The organism is Duganella sp. CY15W, from assembly GCF_009857555.1.
In the GTDB taxonomy this organism is placed as follows: Bacteria; Pseudomonadota; Gammaproteobacteria; order Burkholderiales; family Burkholderiaceae_D; genus Rugamonas; species Rugamonas sacchari.
On the sequence record NZ_WWCQ01000007.1, the window covers coordinates 102,920 to 119,492 of the forward strand.

The window sequence follows — 16,573 nt, forward strand, 5'->3', positions numbered from 1 at the left end:
CATGTCATTTTGTTGGATAGTAAATCCAGTATAATGGATTTTATGGATATCAATCAACTCATTGCCAGCCGCGTGCTGGCCCTGCGCACGGCGGGCGGCCTGTCGCTGGCGGCGCTGGCAGAACGTAGCGGCGTCAGCCGTTCCAATATTTCCCTGATCGAGCGCGGCGAAAGCAGCGCCACCGCCACCGTACTGGACAAGCTGGCCAGCGCGCTGGGTGTGACACTGGCCTCCCTGTTTGAGACGGAGAGCGCGGCGCCATCGCCGCTGAGCACGTTTGCGCAGCAGCCTGTGTGGACCGATCCGGATTCGGGCTATCAGCGGCGCCAGTTGTCGCCCGGCGTGCGCTCGCCGCTGCAACTGGTGGAAGTGGTGTTTCCGCCGGGGCGGCGGGTGGCGTACGACCAGTCGCCGCACAGCGCCGACATCTATCAGCAAGTCTGGCTGCTGGCGGGCGAGCTGGAAGTGACCACGGGCGAGCAGCGCTGGCGCATGCAGGCGGGCGACTGCCTGGCCTTCCGCGAGGGGCAGTTCATCGCCTACGAAAATCCCGGCGCCGTGCCGGCCCGCTACCTGGTCGGATTAGTGACGCTGCCTTTTGCGCTATAATGTCGACCCTTCTGCGTACCCCTTAGCGTTGCCACCATGACCATCATCATCGACCAGCCGACCGCCGCCCCAGCACCTGTAGTGCCAAGCCGCCGCCTGTCCGTCGCGCCGATGATGGACTGGACCGACCGTCACTGCCGCGTGTTCCACCGCGAGATCACCAAGCACACCTGGCTGTACACCGAAATGGTGACCACCGGCGCGCTGGTGTATGGCGATGTGGAGCGCCACCTGCGCTTCAATGAAGAAGAGCATCCGGTGGCCCTGCAACTGGGCGGCAGCGATCCGGCCGACCTCGCCACCAGCGCCAAGCTGGGCGAGAAGTGGGGCTACGACGAAGTCAACCTCAACTGCGGCTGCCCGTCGGAGCGCGTGCAAAAGGGTGCGTTTGGCGCCTGCCTCATGGCCGAGCCTCAGCTGGTGGCCGACTGCGTCAAGGCCATGCGCGACGCGGTATCGATCGATGTCACCGTCAAGCACCGCATCGGCATCGACGATGTGCAAAGCTATGACTTCGTGCGTGACTTCGTCGGCAAGGTGGCGGACGCCGGCTGCACCACCTTCATCGTGCATGCCCGCAACGCCATCCTCAAAGGCCTGTCGCCAAAGGAAAACCGCGAAATCCCGCCGCTGAAGTACGAGTACGCCTACCAGCTCAAGCGCGACTTCCCTGACTTCGAAATCATCATCAACGGCGGCATCAAAACCGAGGCCGAAATTGATGAGCACCTGCAGCACCTGGACGGCGTCATGCTGGGCCGCGAGGCGTATCACAACCCGTTTTTGATGGCCAATTTCGACCAGCGCTACTACGGCGACACGTCCGAACCCAAGACGCGCGAGCAGGTACTGCAAGCCATGGTGCCGTATATCCAGGCGCAGCTGGCGCAGTACGGCCCGCTGGGTCTCAAGCTCAATTCCATCACCCGCCACATGCTCGGCATCATGACCGGCTTGCCCGGCGCCCGTGCCTTCCGCCAAACCCTGTCCGATTCCAAAAAGCTCGCCGCCGGCGACGCCCAACTGCTGCTCGAAGCTGCCGCCCGTTTGCGTATTACTGCGTAGAAATAGCCCTTTTGGCAAACTTTAGATGGGTGTGGCGAAATTTCCACGCGGAAAATTCGTTTGCGTATTTTTGAGGCAGTAATTGCTTGCTTTGAAGCAAAATTTGCATCTATAATTCCTGAATATACACACATATCCACCGACTTCAGTGGTGTATTGCCGGTTCCAAAAAACTACATGTGGGCTGCTGGTGGAGCTGCAAATTTTTGCATTCGCAGTCATTGTTTGCTACTGTCATAGTATATTACTTAGCAGCAAGGGTTTTGTTTGGGTGGCCTAGCCAAAAGTCGCGTCATCCGAGGCAACTTCATCAACAGTGTCAATTACGAAAAAGACGAAATGAATTTAGCAAAAATGAAAGTCGGTACTCGCCTGGGCCTCGGTTTCGCTCTGGTACTGCTGTTTTTGGTGGCGGTGACTGCCGTAGGTATTCTGCGCATGTCACAGATCCAGAACCGTCTCGATCACGTGATTAGCGTGAACAACGTCGTATCGCGCCTGGTGGTCGATATGCGTAACAACGTCGGCGAACGCATCAACTCGCTGCGCGTACTGACCATGATTGCTGACCCGGCTGACATGGAACAAGACATGAACCGCATCAAGGAACTGGCTGGCAAGTATGCGGATGCACAGAACAAACTGAGCGCACAGTTCGCGCAGGAAGCCACCGCAGAAGAAAAAGCGCTGCTGGCGACCGTGAAGGAAAGCGAAGGCGTGGCCATGCCAGCCATCGCCAAAGCCTCGGAACTGTGGCTGGCGGGTAAAGCGGAAGAAGCAACCCGCGTGCTGGTGAAGGAAATCCGTCCAGCGCAGAAAAAATGGATGACCGCGCTGGAACAACTGGGCGCGCTGGAAGACAAGATGAACGCGCAGATGCAGGTGGATGCCGCCAACGGCTTCTCCAGCGCCCGTACCTTCATGATCATCATGGGCCTGCTGGCTGTGGCAATCTCGGTAGCCGCTGCACTGGTCATCACCCGCGGCCTGCTGAAACAGCTGGGCGGCGAGCCTGACTACACCGCATCGATCGCTGGCAGCATTGCCAATGGCGACCTGTCGGTATTGATCGACACCAACAGCGGAGACAAAGACAGCCTGCTGGCGGAAATGAAAGAAATGCGCAACAGCCTGGTGGACATCGTTGGCCAGGTCCGTACCGGCACCGAAACCATCGGCACCGCGTCGCGTGAAATCGCGGCTGGTAACGTTGACCTGTCGTCGCGTACTGAAATGCAGGCATCGTCGCTGGAGAAAACCGCGTCGGCCATGGACGAGCTGACCTCGACCGTGAAACAGAATGCCGACAACGCCCGTGAAGCCAACCAGCTGGCCTCGGCCGCATCGGATGTGGCAGTCAAAGGCGGCCAGGTAGTGTCGCAAGTGGTTGATACCATGAGCTCGATCGACGCATCGGCCAAGAAAATTGTGGACATCATCGGCGTGATCGATGGCATCGCCTTCCAGACCAACATCCTGGCACTGAACGCGGCAGTCGAAGCCGCCCGTGCCGGTGAACAGGGCCGCGGCTTCGCCGTGGTGGCGTCGGAAGTGCGTAACCTGGCGCAGCGCAGCGCTGCGGCAGCAAAAGAAATCAAGGCACTCATCGATGACTCGGTCGAGAAAGTCGGCGCCGGTACCAAACTGGTCGGCCAGGCCGGTATGACCATGGACGAAGTGGTGTCCTCGGTGCGCCGCGTTACCGACATCATGGGTGAAATCGCCAACGCCAGCCAGGAACAGAGCGCTGGTATTGCCCAGGTCAACCAGTCCATCATCGAGATGGACAGCATGACCCAACAGAATGCCGCGCTGGTGGAAGAAGCCGCCGCCGCAGCACAAAGCTTGCAAGATCAGGCCGGCGAGCTGGCTCGCGTGGTCAGCATCTTCAAGCTCGTGGAAGGTGAAGAGCGCATTGCTGTTGCTGCGCCAGCATTTGCCACCAAGGCCGCCACGGTCAAACCGATCGCGGCAGCCCGCGCTCCAGTGAAAAAGCTGGCTACCAAGCCAGCCGCTGCACCGGCAGCCAAACCGAAAAAAGTCGCCTCGGCAGCCAGCACCGCCGGCAGCGACGAGTGGGAAGAGTTCTAAGTTCTGAAAATTTTGCCGCAGTCTGCCGTCCACCCTTGTGGACAGATGGCCCGCTGTGGAGTTCGTTTAACTAGTGTTTAAAAACAATTTAGGAAATCATATTATGAACAAGTCTGTATTCGCCGCCGTCATCCTGTCCATCGCTTCGTCCGCCTTCGCTGGTGAAGTACCTGCCTCGCTGGCCGATAAAAACTGCAAAGCTGAATATCCAAAAGCTTCGCTGATGAACGAAGAACAGGGCGATGTCACCATGGCCTTCCTGGTTGGTGCCGACGGTAACGTCGTCGAGTCGAAAGTAGAAAAATCGTCCGGTTTCAAGAACCTGGACAAAGCAGCCCTGAAAGCCCTGAGCGCCTGCAAATTCAAACCTGGTACCAAAGACGGCTCGATCGCCCAGACCTGGACCAAAGTCGACTATAGCTGGAAGCTGTAATTCAATCTCAGAGGCGGCCGTGCGGGTGCATGGCCTGAGTGCCGGATAAAAACACTTGGGGGTTCAGATGTCTATCAATAAGCGTTGGATGAGTGTTATTGCAGCAGTGCTCGTATCGGGCGCACCGGCAGCTTTTGCCGCAGAGGTTCCTGCCAGTTTTGATGCTAAAAACTGCAAGGCCGAATACCCGAAAGCTTCGTTGATGAATGAAGAGCAGGGCACCGTGTCGATGTCGTTCCTGGTCAAGTCGGATGGTACTGTTGCGGATTCCAAGGTTGAGAAGAGCAGCGGTTTCAAAAATCTGGACAAGGCCGCCATCAAAGCCCTGAGCGCCTGCAAATTCAAACCCGGCACCAAGGACGGCGCCCCCGCCGAAACCTGGACCAAGGTCGATTACGCCTGGAAACTTGACTGATTTCCGGCCGCCACTGAGCAAAAAAGGAACCGCCTGAGGTTCCTTTTTTTTCGCTTGAGTAAAGTGGTGTAACAAGCTGTAATGGGCCGCGAACGGCGTATGATTTCCTTATATAGTACGATCTGGAATGAGGAGATTGCCATGAAAACTATCGTTGCAGTAGTTGCCGCCCTGGCGGCGCTGACTGGCTGTGCGACCCAGCAGCGGCCAGCGTATTACACCACGACCCGCGTGCAAGACCCCTATCAGTGGCATACCGTGTCGGTCATGCCTTCTGGTAGCCAGGCACAGTCGGGCACCTGGACCGAAGAGCTGCCGGCACAACAGCCATCGCGCGTCACGTACAGCACGGAGCCGGCCTATACCACCACCACGACTTACGTCAGCCAGCCGGTCTACTATGCACCCGCACCGGTGTATTACGCGCCGGCGCCGGCCTATTACTACCCGCCGGTATCGATCGGACTGGACTTCTCGTTCGGCCACTGGTGCTGCCGGGGCGGCTGGGGCCACCGCGGCTACTACCGTCACCGTTAAGCAGCAACACCGCCGCCTATGCGGCGGTTTTTATTTGGAGCCCGCGTATTTGTGGGTTGCCACGCGGGCACTGGCCGGCGCCATGCCGGCTTTCTTTTTGAAGTACAGCGTCACGCTTTCCTTGAGCTGGTCGAGTTTGCTTTTTTCAACAAACATCCCCTTGTTCTGCCGTACCGGATCGAGCACATAGCGCGATTCCGCAATGAAGCGCGTGCATTCGGTGAGCAGCGGGTCCAGATGCTGGCGCTTGTTCTTTTCCCACTCGGCCATCCAGCCGTCCTCGATGATGTTGTCGCACAGGATGTTCAGCACATTGCTGGTGGTGTTGTTGGCCAGGTAGTAGGCGCCCAGCAGCGGCGACACCTTGAAGATGTTCGAGGTCAGCGCCTCCATCGCGTGGTTGGACAGGATCAGGTTGACCTTCTTCACCTCCTTGTAACGCGCTCCCATAATCATGATCTTCTGGCAGGTGGTGGCGATCGCGCTGGCCGCCGCGACGGCCGGGCCGGTCGCACCGCCCAGGTCGGCAAACAGGCCGGCGGTGGAGACTGCCAGCTGCGTGGTCTGGATGGTCGCCAGCGCGGCGTGTTCGTTGCGGCTGGTGCGCAGCAAGTCGGCCACGGCATCGCAGGCGTCGCGCGCATCGCCGGGCAGCAGGAAGCCGCGCTGCACCGTGGTCTTGCGCGACTTGTGCCAGTCCATGGCGGCCGTGCCCCAGTTGCTGGCAGCCTTGGCCCCGGCCTTGACCTGCTGCACCAGCGGCAATGCCGAGCTGATGAACTCGGACATGAACTCAATGCCCAGCTCGGTGATGATGACGTTGAGGTCAACGCAGTCGAACAGTTCAAACAGCAGCCGCAGCACTTTATCGAAACCGGGAATCTCCAGCATCCTGGGGAAATCGATGCCGGGGATGTGGATGGCGCTGAAGTCGATGCTGCCGAGGTCGATTTCGGGCAAGTCCACATTGGGCAGATGGACCTCGGGCAGGTTGATGTCCGGCAGCGCCAGGTGCGGCAGGCGGATGGTCAGGTCGATGTTGAAGAAGTCCGGGAACAGGTCGCGGATATTCGGGAACAGCAGGTTGAAGTCGATGTCGAAGATGCGGCTCAGGTCGTACAGGATGGCGGGGATGTTCACATCCGGGAAGCGCGCCAGGATTTTGTACACCAGCGCACGCAGCGATATATCCGGCAGCAGGTCCTTGAACTTGAGGATGCCCTTCAGGTTCAGCCTGATCTTGGGCAGGTTGAAGCCGGGCAGGTGGCCCAGCTTGATATCGGGGATCAGGTTGATGTCAAAGTTGGGAATCGGGATGCGCGGCATGGTGAAGTCCACCAGCTGCCGCAAGTCCAGCCCCTTGAACAGGTTCAGGTTCAGCGACGGCAGATTCATGTCCGGCAGGCTCAGATCGGGCACGCCGACGCCGGGAATCGCAGCCAGGCTTTTCTTGGCGTCCTTGGCAGACTTGGCCAGCGTCTTGGCATCCTCTACCCGGCTCTTGGGCCGCAGATGGGTGTCATTGAACATGGCCCGCAACGACTCTCTGCGTTCACGTTCGATGGCGCTAAAGGCTTCCCGTAACTTCGTTTCTTCCTGAAAGGTCAGCGGCATGCCAGTCTCCCGTACGTGTGCGAAAAAAAAGCAGAATGAGTACGTTTTTATAACAGAAGACTATGTCTCAGTCATCACAAATGCTTAATTTCGGCAAGTTTGTTGCGTGAGCCGCGCATGCACCCCGGCCATGAAGGCGGAGTCCTTGAAACGCCGGATCAGGAAGGTGAACAGCAGCGAGGTCAGCACGAAATACAGGCTGCAATACAGGTAGACCGGCACCATGACGCTGGTGCCGGTGGCGGCGATCACCGTGTTGCAACGGCTGACCAGTTCACTCACGCCCACCAGTGACGAGGCGCTGGAAGCGACAAAGGAAATCAGGAACACATTGATCCAGGTGGGGATGAACAGCAGCGCCGCGCCGATGTCGCCGCGCTGCCAGGCGCGGTAGGCCACTACCAGGCTTTCCGACGTGAACGACAGTGGTGCGGCGGCCAGCCCGATCACCGCCTTGCTCCATTGCGGGATGTGGACCACCGTGCTGCCAAGCGAGAATTCGGTCGGCAGCACGAACACCGCGTAAAAAATCAGCGCCAGGGTGGGCACGCCACGGAAGAAGGTCGAGAGCTGTTCGGCAGCCGTGGCGATGGCGCCGCTCTTGCGTACGCGCAGCCAGGCCAGTCCGGCGCCCAGCAGCGAGCCCAGCGTTACAGCGCAGATGGCGATGAAAATATTCCACATGAAGCCTTGCAGCAGGAACGGCGTCCACGTGATGAGAAAGCTCAGCGTTTCGCTGTTCATGGTTGCCCCGCCGGCAGCAGCGCTTTTTCAGCGTAGTTGAAGAGGCGTGTCCACAGGCTGGTGATGAGGTAGAAGGTCAGCACCAGCATGGTCATGGTCAGGAAGATGTTGCCCTTCTCGGCGATCAGCAGGCTGGCCGCGCTGAGCAGTTCAGGAATGGCGATGGCTGAAGCGATCATGGTCTGCTTGGTCAGGTTGATGAGCGCCTGCTTGATCGGCCAGTTGGCATAGGTAGCGGTGCGCGACAGGTTGTGCAGCCGCAGCACGAAGCCGGCGTCATAGGTGCGGATGTGCGTGGACGCTTCCAGCAGCGCGCGCATCACCAGCCCCGCCGTGTAATAGCCTGAGCAGAACGAGGCCACCGCAAACGCTGGCAGCTTGATGCCGTACTCGCGCATGGTCCAGCCGCCCAGGCCAAAGAAGATCAGATACATCATCAGCAGCGGCGGCGTCAGGCGGCCGTATGCCATGATGGCGTGGATCGCCTTGGCGCCCCAGCCGCTACGGTGATCCACGGCGACCGACACAGCCACGCCCAGCACCAGGCTGATGGCGATGCTGCAGGCGATCAGCAGCATGGTGTAGGCGATACCCGTGATGAACTGCTTGCGGTCGTAGGGGTCGTAGATGAAGTTGAGATCCACATCCAGCTGTTCCTTGAGCCACAGGCCGACCGCCTGCAAACCGCTGACCTCGGTGCTGGAGACATACTCGGTATTGCGGCACGCCGCCGGCCAGCGGCCAGCAGCGTTGCGCGTGCACAGGTAACGGCCTTGCTCGTCGCGCTCAAGGAACAGTGTCTGCTGCGTGTGCAGCCAGCCGGTGGAGGTGATGCCCCAGCGCTGGCTGGCTGCCAGCAGCCAGCCGGTACGGTGCAGGTCGGCCAGGATATCGCCCAGCGCGACATCCAGCGCGCCGCCTTGCTCGTTGCGCGGAATGAAAATGGCCATCGGCGTGACGAGCGCATTGGGCAGCGTCATGCGGTAGCCCTGCCACTCGGGCAGCTGGACAGTGTTGGCCAGGGCCGCCGTCGCATACAGGAAGCCGGCGCACTGGCCATCGCGCAGTGCCAGATGGGCGTCGCGCACGGTCTTGTAGGTTTGCAGTTCTAGCAGATAGCGCTCGGCCATCGGCTTGTTGAAGTAGCTGCCTTGCACCGCGCAAATGGTTTGCTGGCGGATGTTGGCCCAGCTGTCCACCGCCTTGCCCGGCGCGAACAGCAGGTTGACGCTGGTTTCGGAATAGCCGGGCTCCACTGCGGTGGCGATCGTGCGGCGGGACGGCGTGTCGCCGACGGTGGCGATCAGGATATCGACATCGCCCAGCTCCAGTTTCTGAAAGCGGTTTTCGGTAGTGATGCTGACCTTCTTCAGGCCCACGCCCAGGCGCTCGGCAATCAGGGTCGCGATGTCGCTTTCAAAGCCGATCACCTCACCTTTGGCATTCAGGGAATTGAATGGGCTGAAGTCGGTTTTGACGCCCACGCGGATGACATGCTTCTTGCGAATATTGTCGAGCGTCGGGCTGTCCGCGCCCTGTGCTGCCAGCGACAGAAAAAGCAAACCGATCAACCCCAGTAGTTTCAAAAAGGCGCGGTTCATGGGCGTTTTCTATAGGCTGGTGTTCACTTTCCATGCTACCTGAGCCACTGCCTTGGTGCAACGAAAGCGAGGCCGGCAGTGGCCGGGATTGTGGCTTAACCGCAGTTTGCGTTGTCAAGCTGCTCATGTTATTGTCGCCGGACCAAGGTTCAAGCAGGAACTCCCATGCTGCATCCACTGGCCAGCTTATGGCGCCACTCCAGCCGTGTTACTTTCTACGAATCTGGTGGACAGATGGGGCAGGTATTGGCGTATGGCGGTGGCGGCATGGCCGGCGGCCGACGCCGCTTTGCCTCGGCGGCCGACGCCTATACCTACCTGCGCTACTGGATGGGCGAACCTGCCGCCCGCGCTGAACTTCAATGGATATTGCAACGCTCCGGCCCTTCGCTGGCGACGGCGAACGCGGGCGCGGATGGCTGGCTGCACGCGCTGGCCGGACGTTTGCAAAGCGGTGCTGTGCTGGTGTACGAAGAACTGAATCGCCAGGCACGCCCCGGGCGTCTGGTGGCGCCGTCGTCAGGCGCCGCCGCCGCAGCCTTGTCGGCACTGCCTGCGCTAAGCGCGCTGCCGCAGATCCCGGTGGTGCCCAACCTGCTGCCGTTGCTGGAGGAGGTGCAGATCGAAGGCGCCGAAGTGCTGCCTGAGCTGAACCAGGCGCTGGCCGAAGTGAAGGCCACTATCGCCACGGTGGGTTCGGCATCGTTGTCGCTGGACCCGGCGCCGTCCAAGGTGGCGGCGATCAAGGCGGCGCTGAGTGACGCCACGTCGCGCACCACGTCCACACTGGATACACTGTAGTGAAAGTCATCGACCACGCCGTCGAGGTATTGCCTCAATGCCCGCCGAATATCGCCGCTGCGGTGCAAAAGGCGGCGGATACTGTGGTGGAGCAGGGTAAGGGCTTTGCCGACGACGTCACCACCACCGTCGATTCCGCCAAGGCAGACATGCAGAAGGTGGTGGAGCAGATGAAGGCGATTCCCGATCTGCTGAATCCCCAGGCCATACTCGATTGCTGCACCGGCGTGCTGGAACAGGCGGTCGCGGACCTGCGCAAGCTGGCCACCGATGCCGCCGCGATTCCGCAACGTTTGCTGGACCAGACGGCGGGCGTGCAGGCCGTGGTGGACAGTGCCAACCAGGCGGTGGCGTCGCTGAGCACCACGCTGCCCGAACTGCAGGCGCTGGTGCCGGACTTCAGCGCGCAAATGGCCTTCTTTAACAGCATGCCCTCGCGCGGCCAGGCGCTGGCAGATCTGGCCAAGCGCAGCGGCGCGATGGTCGAGCAGTATGGACGCGATCTGCTGCCGCTGTCGCAGCAACTGAAAACGCTGGCCAAGCTCGAGGGCGGCGCGGGCGCCGGCAACGCAGCGGTGCAGGATGTGATCTCGCGTGCCGAACATCTGCAATCGGATACGCTGGCGCAGATCAAGTCCCTGCGCGATACGCTGGATGGCAACGTCACCGATCTGGACTCGGCGATGCAGGATGCGACCGAGCTGGCGACCAAAACCATCGGCGGCGTTTCCGATCTGCTCAACGATAAAGCCAGTGCGCTGCTGGACCCGTTGCAGGCCTCGATGGATTTGGTCGATCACATCAACCGCGCCATCGGCGATGAGGCGCGCAATTGCGAGGCGCTGTTTGATGACGCCAGCGCGCAGCTCGATCGTGTGAGTGACATTCTGTTCAAACCGCTGGCCGAAGCACGCGCGCAGGTTGATAAAGTCATCGACCAGATCTCCGATGCGGCAGCCACGGTGGATACGCTGATACACCGTGTGATGGAGCCCATCGATGCGCTGGAAACGCGCGTGCACAACATCGAGGCAGCGTTGCAGGCGGTGCTGGACACCATACGCGGCGAGATCGACAAGGTGCTGCAACTGATGCGCGAGCTGGATGAGGAGGCGGAAAATGCCAAGGCCACGCTCAGGCAACTGCCGGACAACTTCATCCCGGTGCGTACGGCGATTGCCGATGCGATTGCCATGCTCACGCAAGTGAAGGACAGCATTCCACCATTCGTGGCGGAGGCCAACGGCTTGCTCGATACGGCATCCAGCGAACTGGATCAGGCGGATGTGCTGTGCACGAACGCGATTGAGATTTGCACGCGTTATCAAATGAAGGCGCCGCCGTTGATGGTGGCGCGTGGGCTATTCGTCGGCATCAAGGGCATGATCCCCGGTGTGAAGACTGCCATCGCCAGTGCGCGTACGGCGGTGAAGACGGCGGCGGACAAGGCGAGTGCCCTGATGGATCAGGCGATCGGTGTGGTCGATGGGCTCAATCCCTTGCTGGAGCAGGCGGTGGCGCAGGTGCAGGTGGCGATTGATACGCTGATTGGTTTGCTGGAGAAGATGCAGGCCGCGCTCAAGCAGGTGAGCGATGCGGCGGAAAAGATTCCGCCGCTGGTGCAGGAGCAGTTTGATAAGGCCACCGCAGCGGTGCAGCAGATTCTGGATCAGGTGCGTTCGACCGTGCAGCAGTGCCTGGAGAAGCTGCAGTGCGAGGCGCTGGTGCAGCGTTTGAAGCAGCAGCTGTCGGATTTGCTGGATCAGACCTTCAAGCCGCTGGAGGAACAGATCAAGGCTGCTGGTGCGCCGCTGAAGGATGTGCTGGCGCAGGGCAAGCAGAAAGTAGGGCAGGCTGCAGCGATGGCGCAGGAGGGCCTGGACAAGTTGAGCGCCACGCTGGCGACCGTGCAGCAGCAGGCGCGCCAGCCGGTGCAGAAGCTGACCGATATGCTGTCGCAAGCCAGTGCGCAGGTGGATTCGGTCAGCGGCACGGCGCGGCAGCAGGTGCGGCAGGGCGCGGATCAGGCGCTGTCGTATGTGGATCAGGCGTCGAAGGCGATTGAGGATTTGCCGATACGCGAGGTCGGCGAACAGGTCGCGCCGTTTGCGCAGTTTTATGATGATGTGGCGGGAACATATCAGCAGGCGGCGTCTCAGGTGCAGCAGGCGGGTGATGTCGCGGACAAGGTGAATCAGTGGAAGACGCAGGCACAGGCGGCTGCGGGCGATCTGTTGGCACAGGCCAAGGCTGCGGCTGGGGAGGCATTGCAGGGCGCGGCCGGTGTGCAGTCGGCGGCGGATGAAACTAAGGCGGGAGCGCAGCAGGCCAGCGATTCGATGTCGTCGGATAGTTCGGTGTCGGAGCAGGTGCAGGCTTCGTTCGATAGCATGAAGCAGGATGCCGATAGCGTGGCGGCGGAGTCGGATGGGGCGATGGCGCAGATGTCGTCGTCGCTGGAGGAGTCGCGCGCGCAGTCGGCGGATGCGATGGCGCCGCATGCGCCTGATCCTGATGCGTTGACGGCGGATGTGAAGGCGGAGGCGGACAAGGCGCAGCAGGCGGCGCAAGCGGCCAAGGAGTCGGAGCAGTCGCTTGCGGCGCAGGTGGTGGCCAGTGAGAAGGATGTTGGCTCGGCGGCGGCCAGTGCGGAGTCGCAGACGACGGCGATGAAGGATGAAGCGCAGGCGGGCATCAATCAGGCGAAGGTGCAAGCGGAGTCGGTGGAAGCGCAGGTGAATGCAGCGCGCGCGGATGCGATCAAGGCAGAAACGATTGTGGCCGCGGAAGTGGAGAAACACGGCGGTGCTGCGGCACCCAGCACTGAGGCTGCCGCAGGCGCTGCTGCTGCTGCTGCTGCGGGCGCAGGCCAGGCAGCACAAGGCGCGGCCACAGACGGCGAAAATGCAGGCAGCAAGGCTGACGCTGTGGCTGACAAAGACGGCAACAGCGGCGCGAGTGCAGAGGACGGAGCCGCTGCACAAGGCGGCGCGACTGCTGGCGACAGCTCGACGGCGGAAGCGAGCAAGGAAGCATCCGGAGCGTCAGCCAGCACCGGCGCCGAAGGCAGCGACGCCAAAGCAGCCGATAGTGCCGCCACCACCGGGAGCACCGGCGACGCCACGCCTGCCAAGGGCGCTGGCGACGCCTCTGACGCTATCGATACCGGCGCCGCCAAAGATGCTGGCGACCGCGCGCAGCCCCCCGATGTCGAGGCCACGAAGGTTGCTGGCGACAACGCCAACGTCAACGCCGCCGATGACGGCGCAAGCCCTCCAGGCGGCGCGGTGGGCGGCGACAGGAGCGCAGCCGACAGCCTCGCTGCCGGCGACAAGGATGGCAAGGATGGCAAAGACAAACCCATCCCGCCCATCGACGGCAAGAAAGACGTTGGCAAGGCGATGCCTGATATCCCTGACGCGCCTGCCGGCATCGTCGAGCAAACCAAGGCAGCAACTGCCGCAACAGCGCCTGCGGATCTCAACGCCGCCATCCCCGCAGTCCCAGGCAACCTCGCGGATGCCGCCGCTGCGGCCATACCTGCCAAGCCAGCCGTGCCGGCAGCACCGGACGTCCTTAAAGACGCACTTGCAGGCAAACCACCCGCCAATCTCAAACGTCCATCACTGGACCAACTCAAGGATGCCATCGACAAACCAGGCATCAAACCGCCCGACCCAGCTTCCGCCGTAAAAGCCGCGAGCGAGGCAAGCCAATCGCTGGCGCAGAAACTCGCCGCCGCCAAGCTGCCACCGATAGAACCGCCACCCACAACCTGACGTCACCAGAATGTCACATTTGTGCAGTGGCGAAAAACGGACGCGGCAATACGTAAAAATGCTTGTTCCATAAAGAATTTACATTTATTATCAATTGAGTATTGGAAACCTTTGTAGCTATCACCGTTGCGGCGCAACGAGGGTGGTGACGCGAGCCTAGCCGCATTTTTTAAAAACTCCAGTCCGCCTGTTTTTAGTTTGTACATCGTCAGCCGCTTTTACTAGCATTGTGGAGATGGGAATGTCAGACAGCTTACAAAAATGGGTAGGACGGAACCGTCCCCCACGTGTGCAAATCACGTACGATGTAGAGATCGGTGACGCCACCGAGAAAAAAGAACTCCCGCTCGTGGTTGGCCTGCTGGCAGACCTCTCCGGTCAGCCGCTGGTCCCGCCGCCCAAGCTCAAGGCGCGACGACTGATTGAAATTGATCGCGACAACTTCAATGAAGTGCTGGGCAAAATCGCTCCACGTCTCGACCTCTCCGTGCCGGATACCCTCAAGGGCGACGGCAATCTCAAGGTGGAACTGAACTTCACCGAATACGATCACTTCCACCCGGAAGCCATCGTCGCCCAAGTGCCACGCCTGGCCAAACTGCTGGAAGTGCGCCAACAACTGCGCGACCTGCTCGGCAAACTCGATGGCAACGATGAACTCGACGCGCTGCTGGAAAACATCATCCAGAACAGCGAAGAGCTGAAGACACTCAAGGAACAGGGACCGGCTGAAACCGCGCCGGCGGCTGACGCCGAAGCGTCGCCAACCTGATCAGCGTTCACGCGCTTCCCCTTACATCGTTATAACGAGAGAGCTAAATCATGGCTGCTAATCAATCCGCCAAAGGCGGCGCCAAAGCGACGGAGACTGGAGAACTAAGCCTGCTGGACCGCATCGTCCAGGAAGGCAAAATGGCGGTCGAGCCTTCGCAAAGCGCTTACGCCAAAAAACTGCTGGGCCAGTTCGCCACCCAGGTGCTGGACGAAGGCATGAAAACCGCGCCCGATAAAGGCGTGGTCGCAATGATCAACGAGCGGGTCGCCGCAATCGACCGCATCCTGAGCGACCAGCTCAACGCCATCATCCACCACGACGAATTCCAGAAACTGGAAGGTTCGTGGCGCGGCCTGCACGACATGGTGTTCGGTACCGAAACCGGCCCCACGCTGAAACTGCGCTTGCTGAACGTGTCCAAGAAAGAGCTGCTCAAGGACCTGGAGAGCGCGGTCGATCACGACATGTCGGTGCTGTTCAAGAAAATCTACGAAGAGGAATATGGCACCTTCGGTGGCAATCCCTATTCGGTGCTGATCGGTGACTACTACTTCGGCCGCCATCCGCAAGACGTGGCGCTGCTGCAGCGCCTGTCGAAAGTGGCCGCTGCCGCGCATGCGCCATTCATCACCGCTGCCGCGCCATCGCTGTTCGACATGAGCGAGTTCACCGAACTTGGCGTGCCGCGCGATATGTCCAAGATCTTTGAAAGCGCCGAGCTGACCTCGTGGCGTGGCTTCCGCGAGTCCGAAGACTCGCGCTACATCGCTATGGTGCTGCCACGCTACGCGGCGCGCCTGCCATATGGCGCCAAGACCAATCCCGTCGAAAGCTTCAGCTTTGAGGAAGATGTCGATGGCCGCGATCACAGCAAATACCTGTGGGCCAATTCGGCCTACCAACTGGGCCTGCGCATCACCGACGCCTACGCCAAGCATAGCTGGACCACCGCGATTCGCGGCGTGGAAGGCGGCGGCAAGATCGAAGGCATGGTGGCGCACACCTACAAGACCGACGAAGGCGATATCGCGCTCAAGTGCCCAACCGAGGTAGCCATCACCGACCGCCGCGAGAAAGAGCTGAACGACCTTGGCTTCATCGCCGTGGTCAATTCCAAAGGCTCGGACTACTCGGCCTTCTTCGGTGGCCAGACCGTCAACAAGCCCAAGCTCTACAACCTGGACTCGGCCAACGCCAATGCGGCCCTGTCGTCGCGCCTGCCGTACGTGCTGGCGGCATCGCGCTTCGCGCACTACATCAAGGTCATCATGCGCGACAAGGTCGGCAGCTTCCAGACCCGTCAAAGCGTGGAGAACTATCTGAATAGCTGGCTCAGTTCCTATGTGCTGCTGAGCCCTAACGCAACGCAGGGCGAAAAGGCGCGCTTCCCATTGGCCGAAGGCCGTGTCGATGTCACCGAAAAACCGGGCAAGCCAGGCGCTTACTCGGCCACGGTGTTCCTGCGTCCGCACTTCCAGATGGAAGAGCTGACCACGTCGATCCGCCTGGTCGCGGAACTGCCTGCCGCCGCTGGCTGATTCCGCGCTGTTCAACTGACACTTCCGCAGTCCCGGCGCCGTGCTGGCGTCCGGGCCTGCACATCAACAACTGGAGCCAGCAATGTCTGACGTACTTATTCTGGATTTGGGCACGACCATCAAGGGCAACTGCATGATCACCGGCTATGCCGACAAGATCATTGTGCTGTCGTATTCGCACAGCGCGTCGCTGCCGCTGCAAATGGATTCCTCCAACACGGAGCGTACCTCCGGCCGTCCGGTGTTTTCCGAGATCTCGTTCTCGAAAATGTCGGACCTGTCGACCACCGAGATGTACAAGGCCTGTACCCAGGGCACCAAGGTCGGCACCGCCACGCTGCACGTGGGGCGGGTTGAAAACGGCAAGTACATGAGCTTCTTCAAGTACGAAATGACCAACGCCATGATCTCCAACATCAGCACCTCGGGCGGTGGCGGCATTCCGTCGGATTCGTTCTCGATCAGCTTCACCAAGATCAAGTGCGACTACACCCAGCAGCAGGCCGATTCGACTGCGAAGGGCACCGGTACCTGGAACTGGAACCTGGAGACGATGAAGGCGGATTGATGA

General features: G+C 60.6%; 14 protein-coding genes. 11 read left to right on the top strand and 3 right to left on the bottom strand.

Annotation, left to right across the window (positions count from 1 at the left end):
- Positions 1–42: 42 nt before the first annotated feature.
- From GTP58_RS27305 to GTP58_RS27330, 6 genes are all read left to right on the top strand, one after another.
- Positions 43–609: an XRE family transcriptional regulator gene (locus GTP58_RS27305; RefSeq protein ID WP_161080151.1), complete on the top strand. Its 567-nt coding sequence runs from the start codon at positions 43–45 to the stop codon at positions 607–609.
- Between the two features lie 36 nt (positions 610–645).
- The gene (gene dusA, locus GTP58_RS27310) at positions 646–1,674 is read left to right on the top strand and encodes a tRNA dihydrouridine(20/20a) synthase DusA (RefSeq protein ID WP_161080152.1); all 1,029 of its coding nucleotides are present in this window, start codon (positions 646–648) and stop codon (positions 1,672–1,674) included.
- A gap of 339 nt (positions 1,675–2,013) precedes the next feature.
- Positions 2,014–3,765: a methyl-accepting chemotaxis protein gene (locus GTP58_RS27315; RefSeq protein WP_202413880.1), complete on the top strand. Its 1,752-nt coding sequence runs from the start codon at positions 2,014–2,016 to the stop codon at positions 3,763–3,765.
- Between the two features lie 103 nt (positions 3,766–3,868).
- On the top strand, positions 3,869–4,198 hold the full coding sequence (locus GTP58_RS27320) for an energy transducer TonB (protein WP_072784777.1): 330 nt from the start codon (positions 3,869–3,871) through the stop codon (positions 4,196–4,198).
- A gap of 67 nt (positions 4,199–4,265) precedes the next feature.
- Entirely contained in the window at positions 4,266–4,613 is a 348-nt protein-coding gene (locus GTP58_RS27325; RefSeq protein WP_202413881.1) for an energy transducer TonB, read from the top strand.
- 141 nt (positions 4,614–4,754) lie between these two features.
- Complete coding sequence (locus GTP58_RS27330; RefSeq protein WP_072784775.1) at positions 4,755–5,150, top strand: hypothetical protein; 396 nt, start codon at positions 4,755–4,757, stop codon at positions 5,148–5,150.
- A 30-nt stretch (positions 5,151–5,180) separates the two neighbouring features.
- On the opposite strand, the gene GTP58_RS27335 is transcribed toward GTP58_RS27330, so the two are convergent.
- The 3 genes from GTP58_RS27335 to GTP58_RS27345 form a co-directional block, all read right to left on the bottom strand.
- A complete protein-coding gene (locus GTP58_RS27335; RefSeq protein ID WP_161080153.1) occupies positions 5,181–6,764 on the bottom strand; it encodes a hypothetical protein in 1,584 nt (527 codons plus the stop codon).
- A gap of 84 nt (positions 6,765–6,848) precedes the next feature.
- Complete coding sequence (locus GTP58_RS27340) at positions 6,849–7,508, bottom strand: ABC transporter permease subunit (RefSeq protein ID WP_161080154.1); 660 nt, start codon at positions 7,506–7,508, stop codon at positions 6,849–6,851.
- The gene (locus GTP58_RS27345; protein ID WP_229215770.1) at positions 7,505–9,109 is read right to left on the bottom strand and encodes a transporter substrate-binding domain-containing protein; all 1,605 of its coding nucleotides are present in this window, start codon (positions 9,107–9,109) and stop codon (positions 7,505–7,507) included. Before GTP58_RS27345 ends, GTP58_RS27340 begins: the two co-directional genes overlap by 4 nt.
- Before the next feature lie 165 nt (positions 9,110–9,274).
- Between GTP58_RS27345 and GTP58_RS27350 the strand changes: the two genes are divergently transcribed.
- The 5 genes from GTP58_RS27350 to GTP58_RS27370 all read left to right on the top strand — a co-directional run bounded on the left by GTP58_RS27350 (position 9,275) and on the right by GTP58_RS27370 (position 16,570).
- Positions 9,275–9,910, top strand: coding sequence for a hypothetical protein (locus GTP58_RS27350; protein WP_161080155.1), 636 nt, complete (start codon positions 9,275–9,277; stop codon positions 9,908–9,910).
- Positions 9,910–13,689 carry a hypothetical protein gene (locus GTP58_RS31755; protein ID WP_161080156.1) on the top strand — a complete coding sequence of 1,260 codons (3,780 nt, stop codon included), beginning with the start codon at positions 9,910–9,912 and terminating at the stop codon, positions 13,687–13,689. Before GTP58_RS27350 ends, GTP58_RS31755 begins: the two co-directional genes overlap by 1 nt.
- A gap of 241 nt (positions 13,690–13,930) precedes the next feature.
- Positions 13,931–14,461: a type VI secretion system contractile sheath small subunit gene (tssB, locus tag GTP58_RS27360; protein ID WP_072784765.1), complete on the top strand. Its 531-nt coding sequence runs from the start codon at positions 13,931–13,933 to the stop codon at positions 14,459–14,461.
- 50 nt (positions 14,462–14,511) lie between these two features.
- The gene (tssC, locus tag GTP58_RS27365; RefSeq protein ID WP_161080157.1) at positions 14,512–16,002 is read left to right on the top strand and encodes a type VI secretion system contractile sheath large subunit; all 1,491 of its coding nucleotides are present in this window, start codon (positions 14,512–14,514) and stop codon (positions 16,000–16,002) included.
- 82 nt (positions 16,003–16,084) lie between these two features.
- Positions 16,085–16,570: a type VI secretion system tube protein Hcp gene (locus tag GTP58_RS27370; protein ID WP_161080158.1), complete on the top strand. Its 486-nt coding sequence runs from the start codon at positions 16,085–16,087 to the stop codon at positions 16,568–16,570.
- The last annotated feature ends 3 nt before the right edge of the window (positions 16,571–16,573 follow it).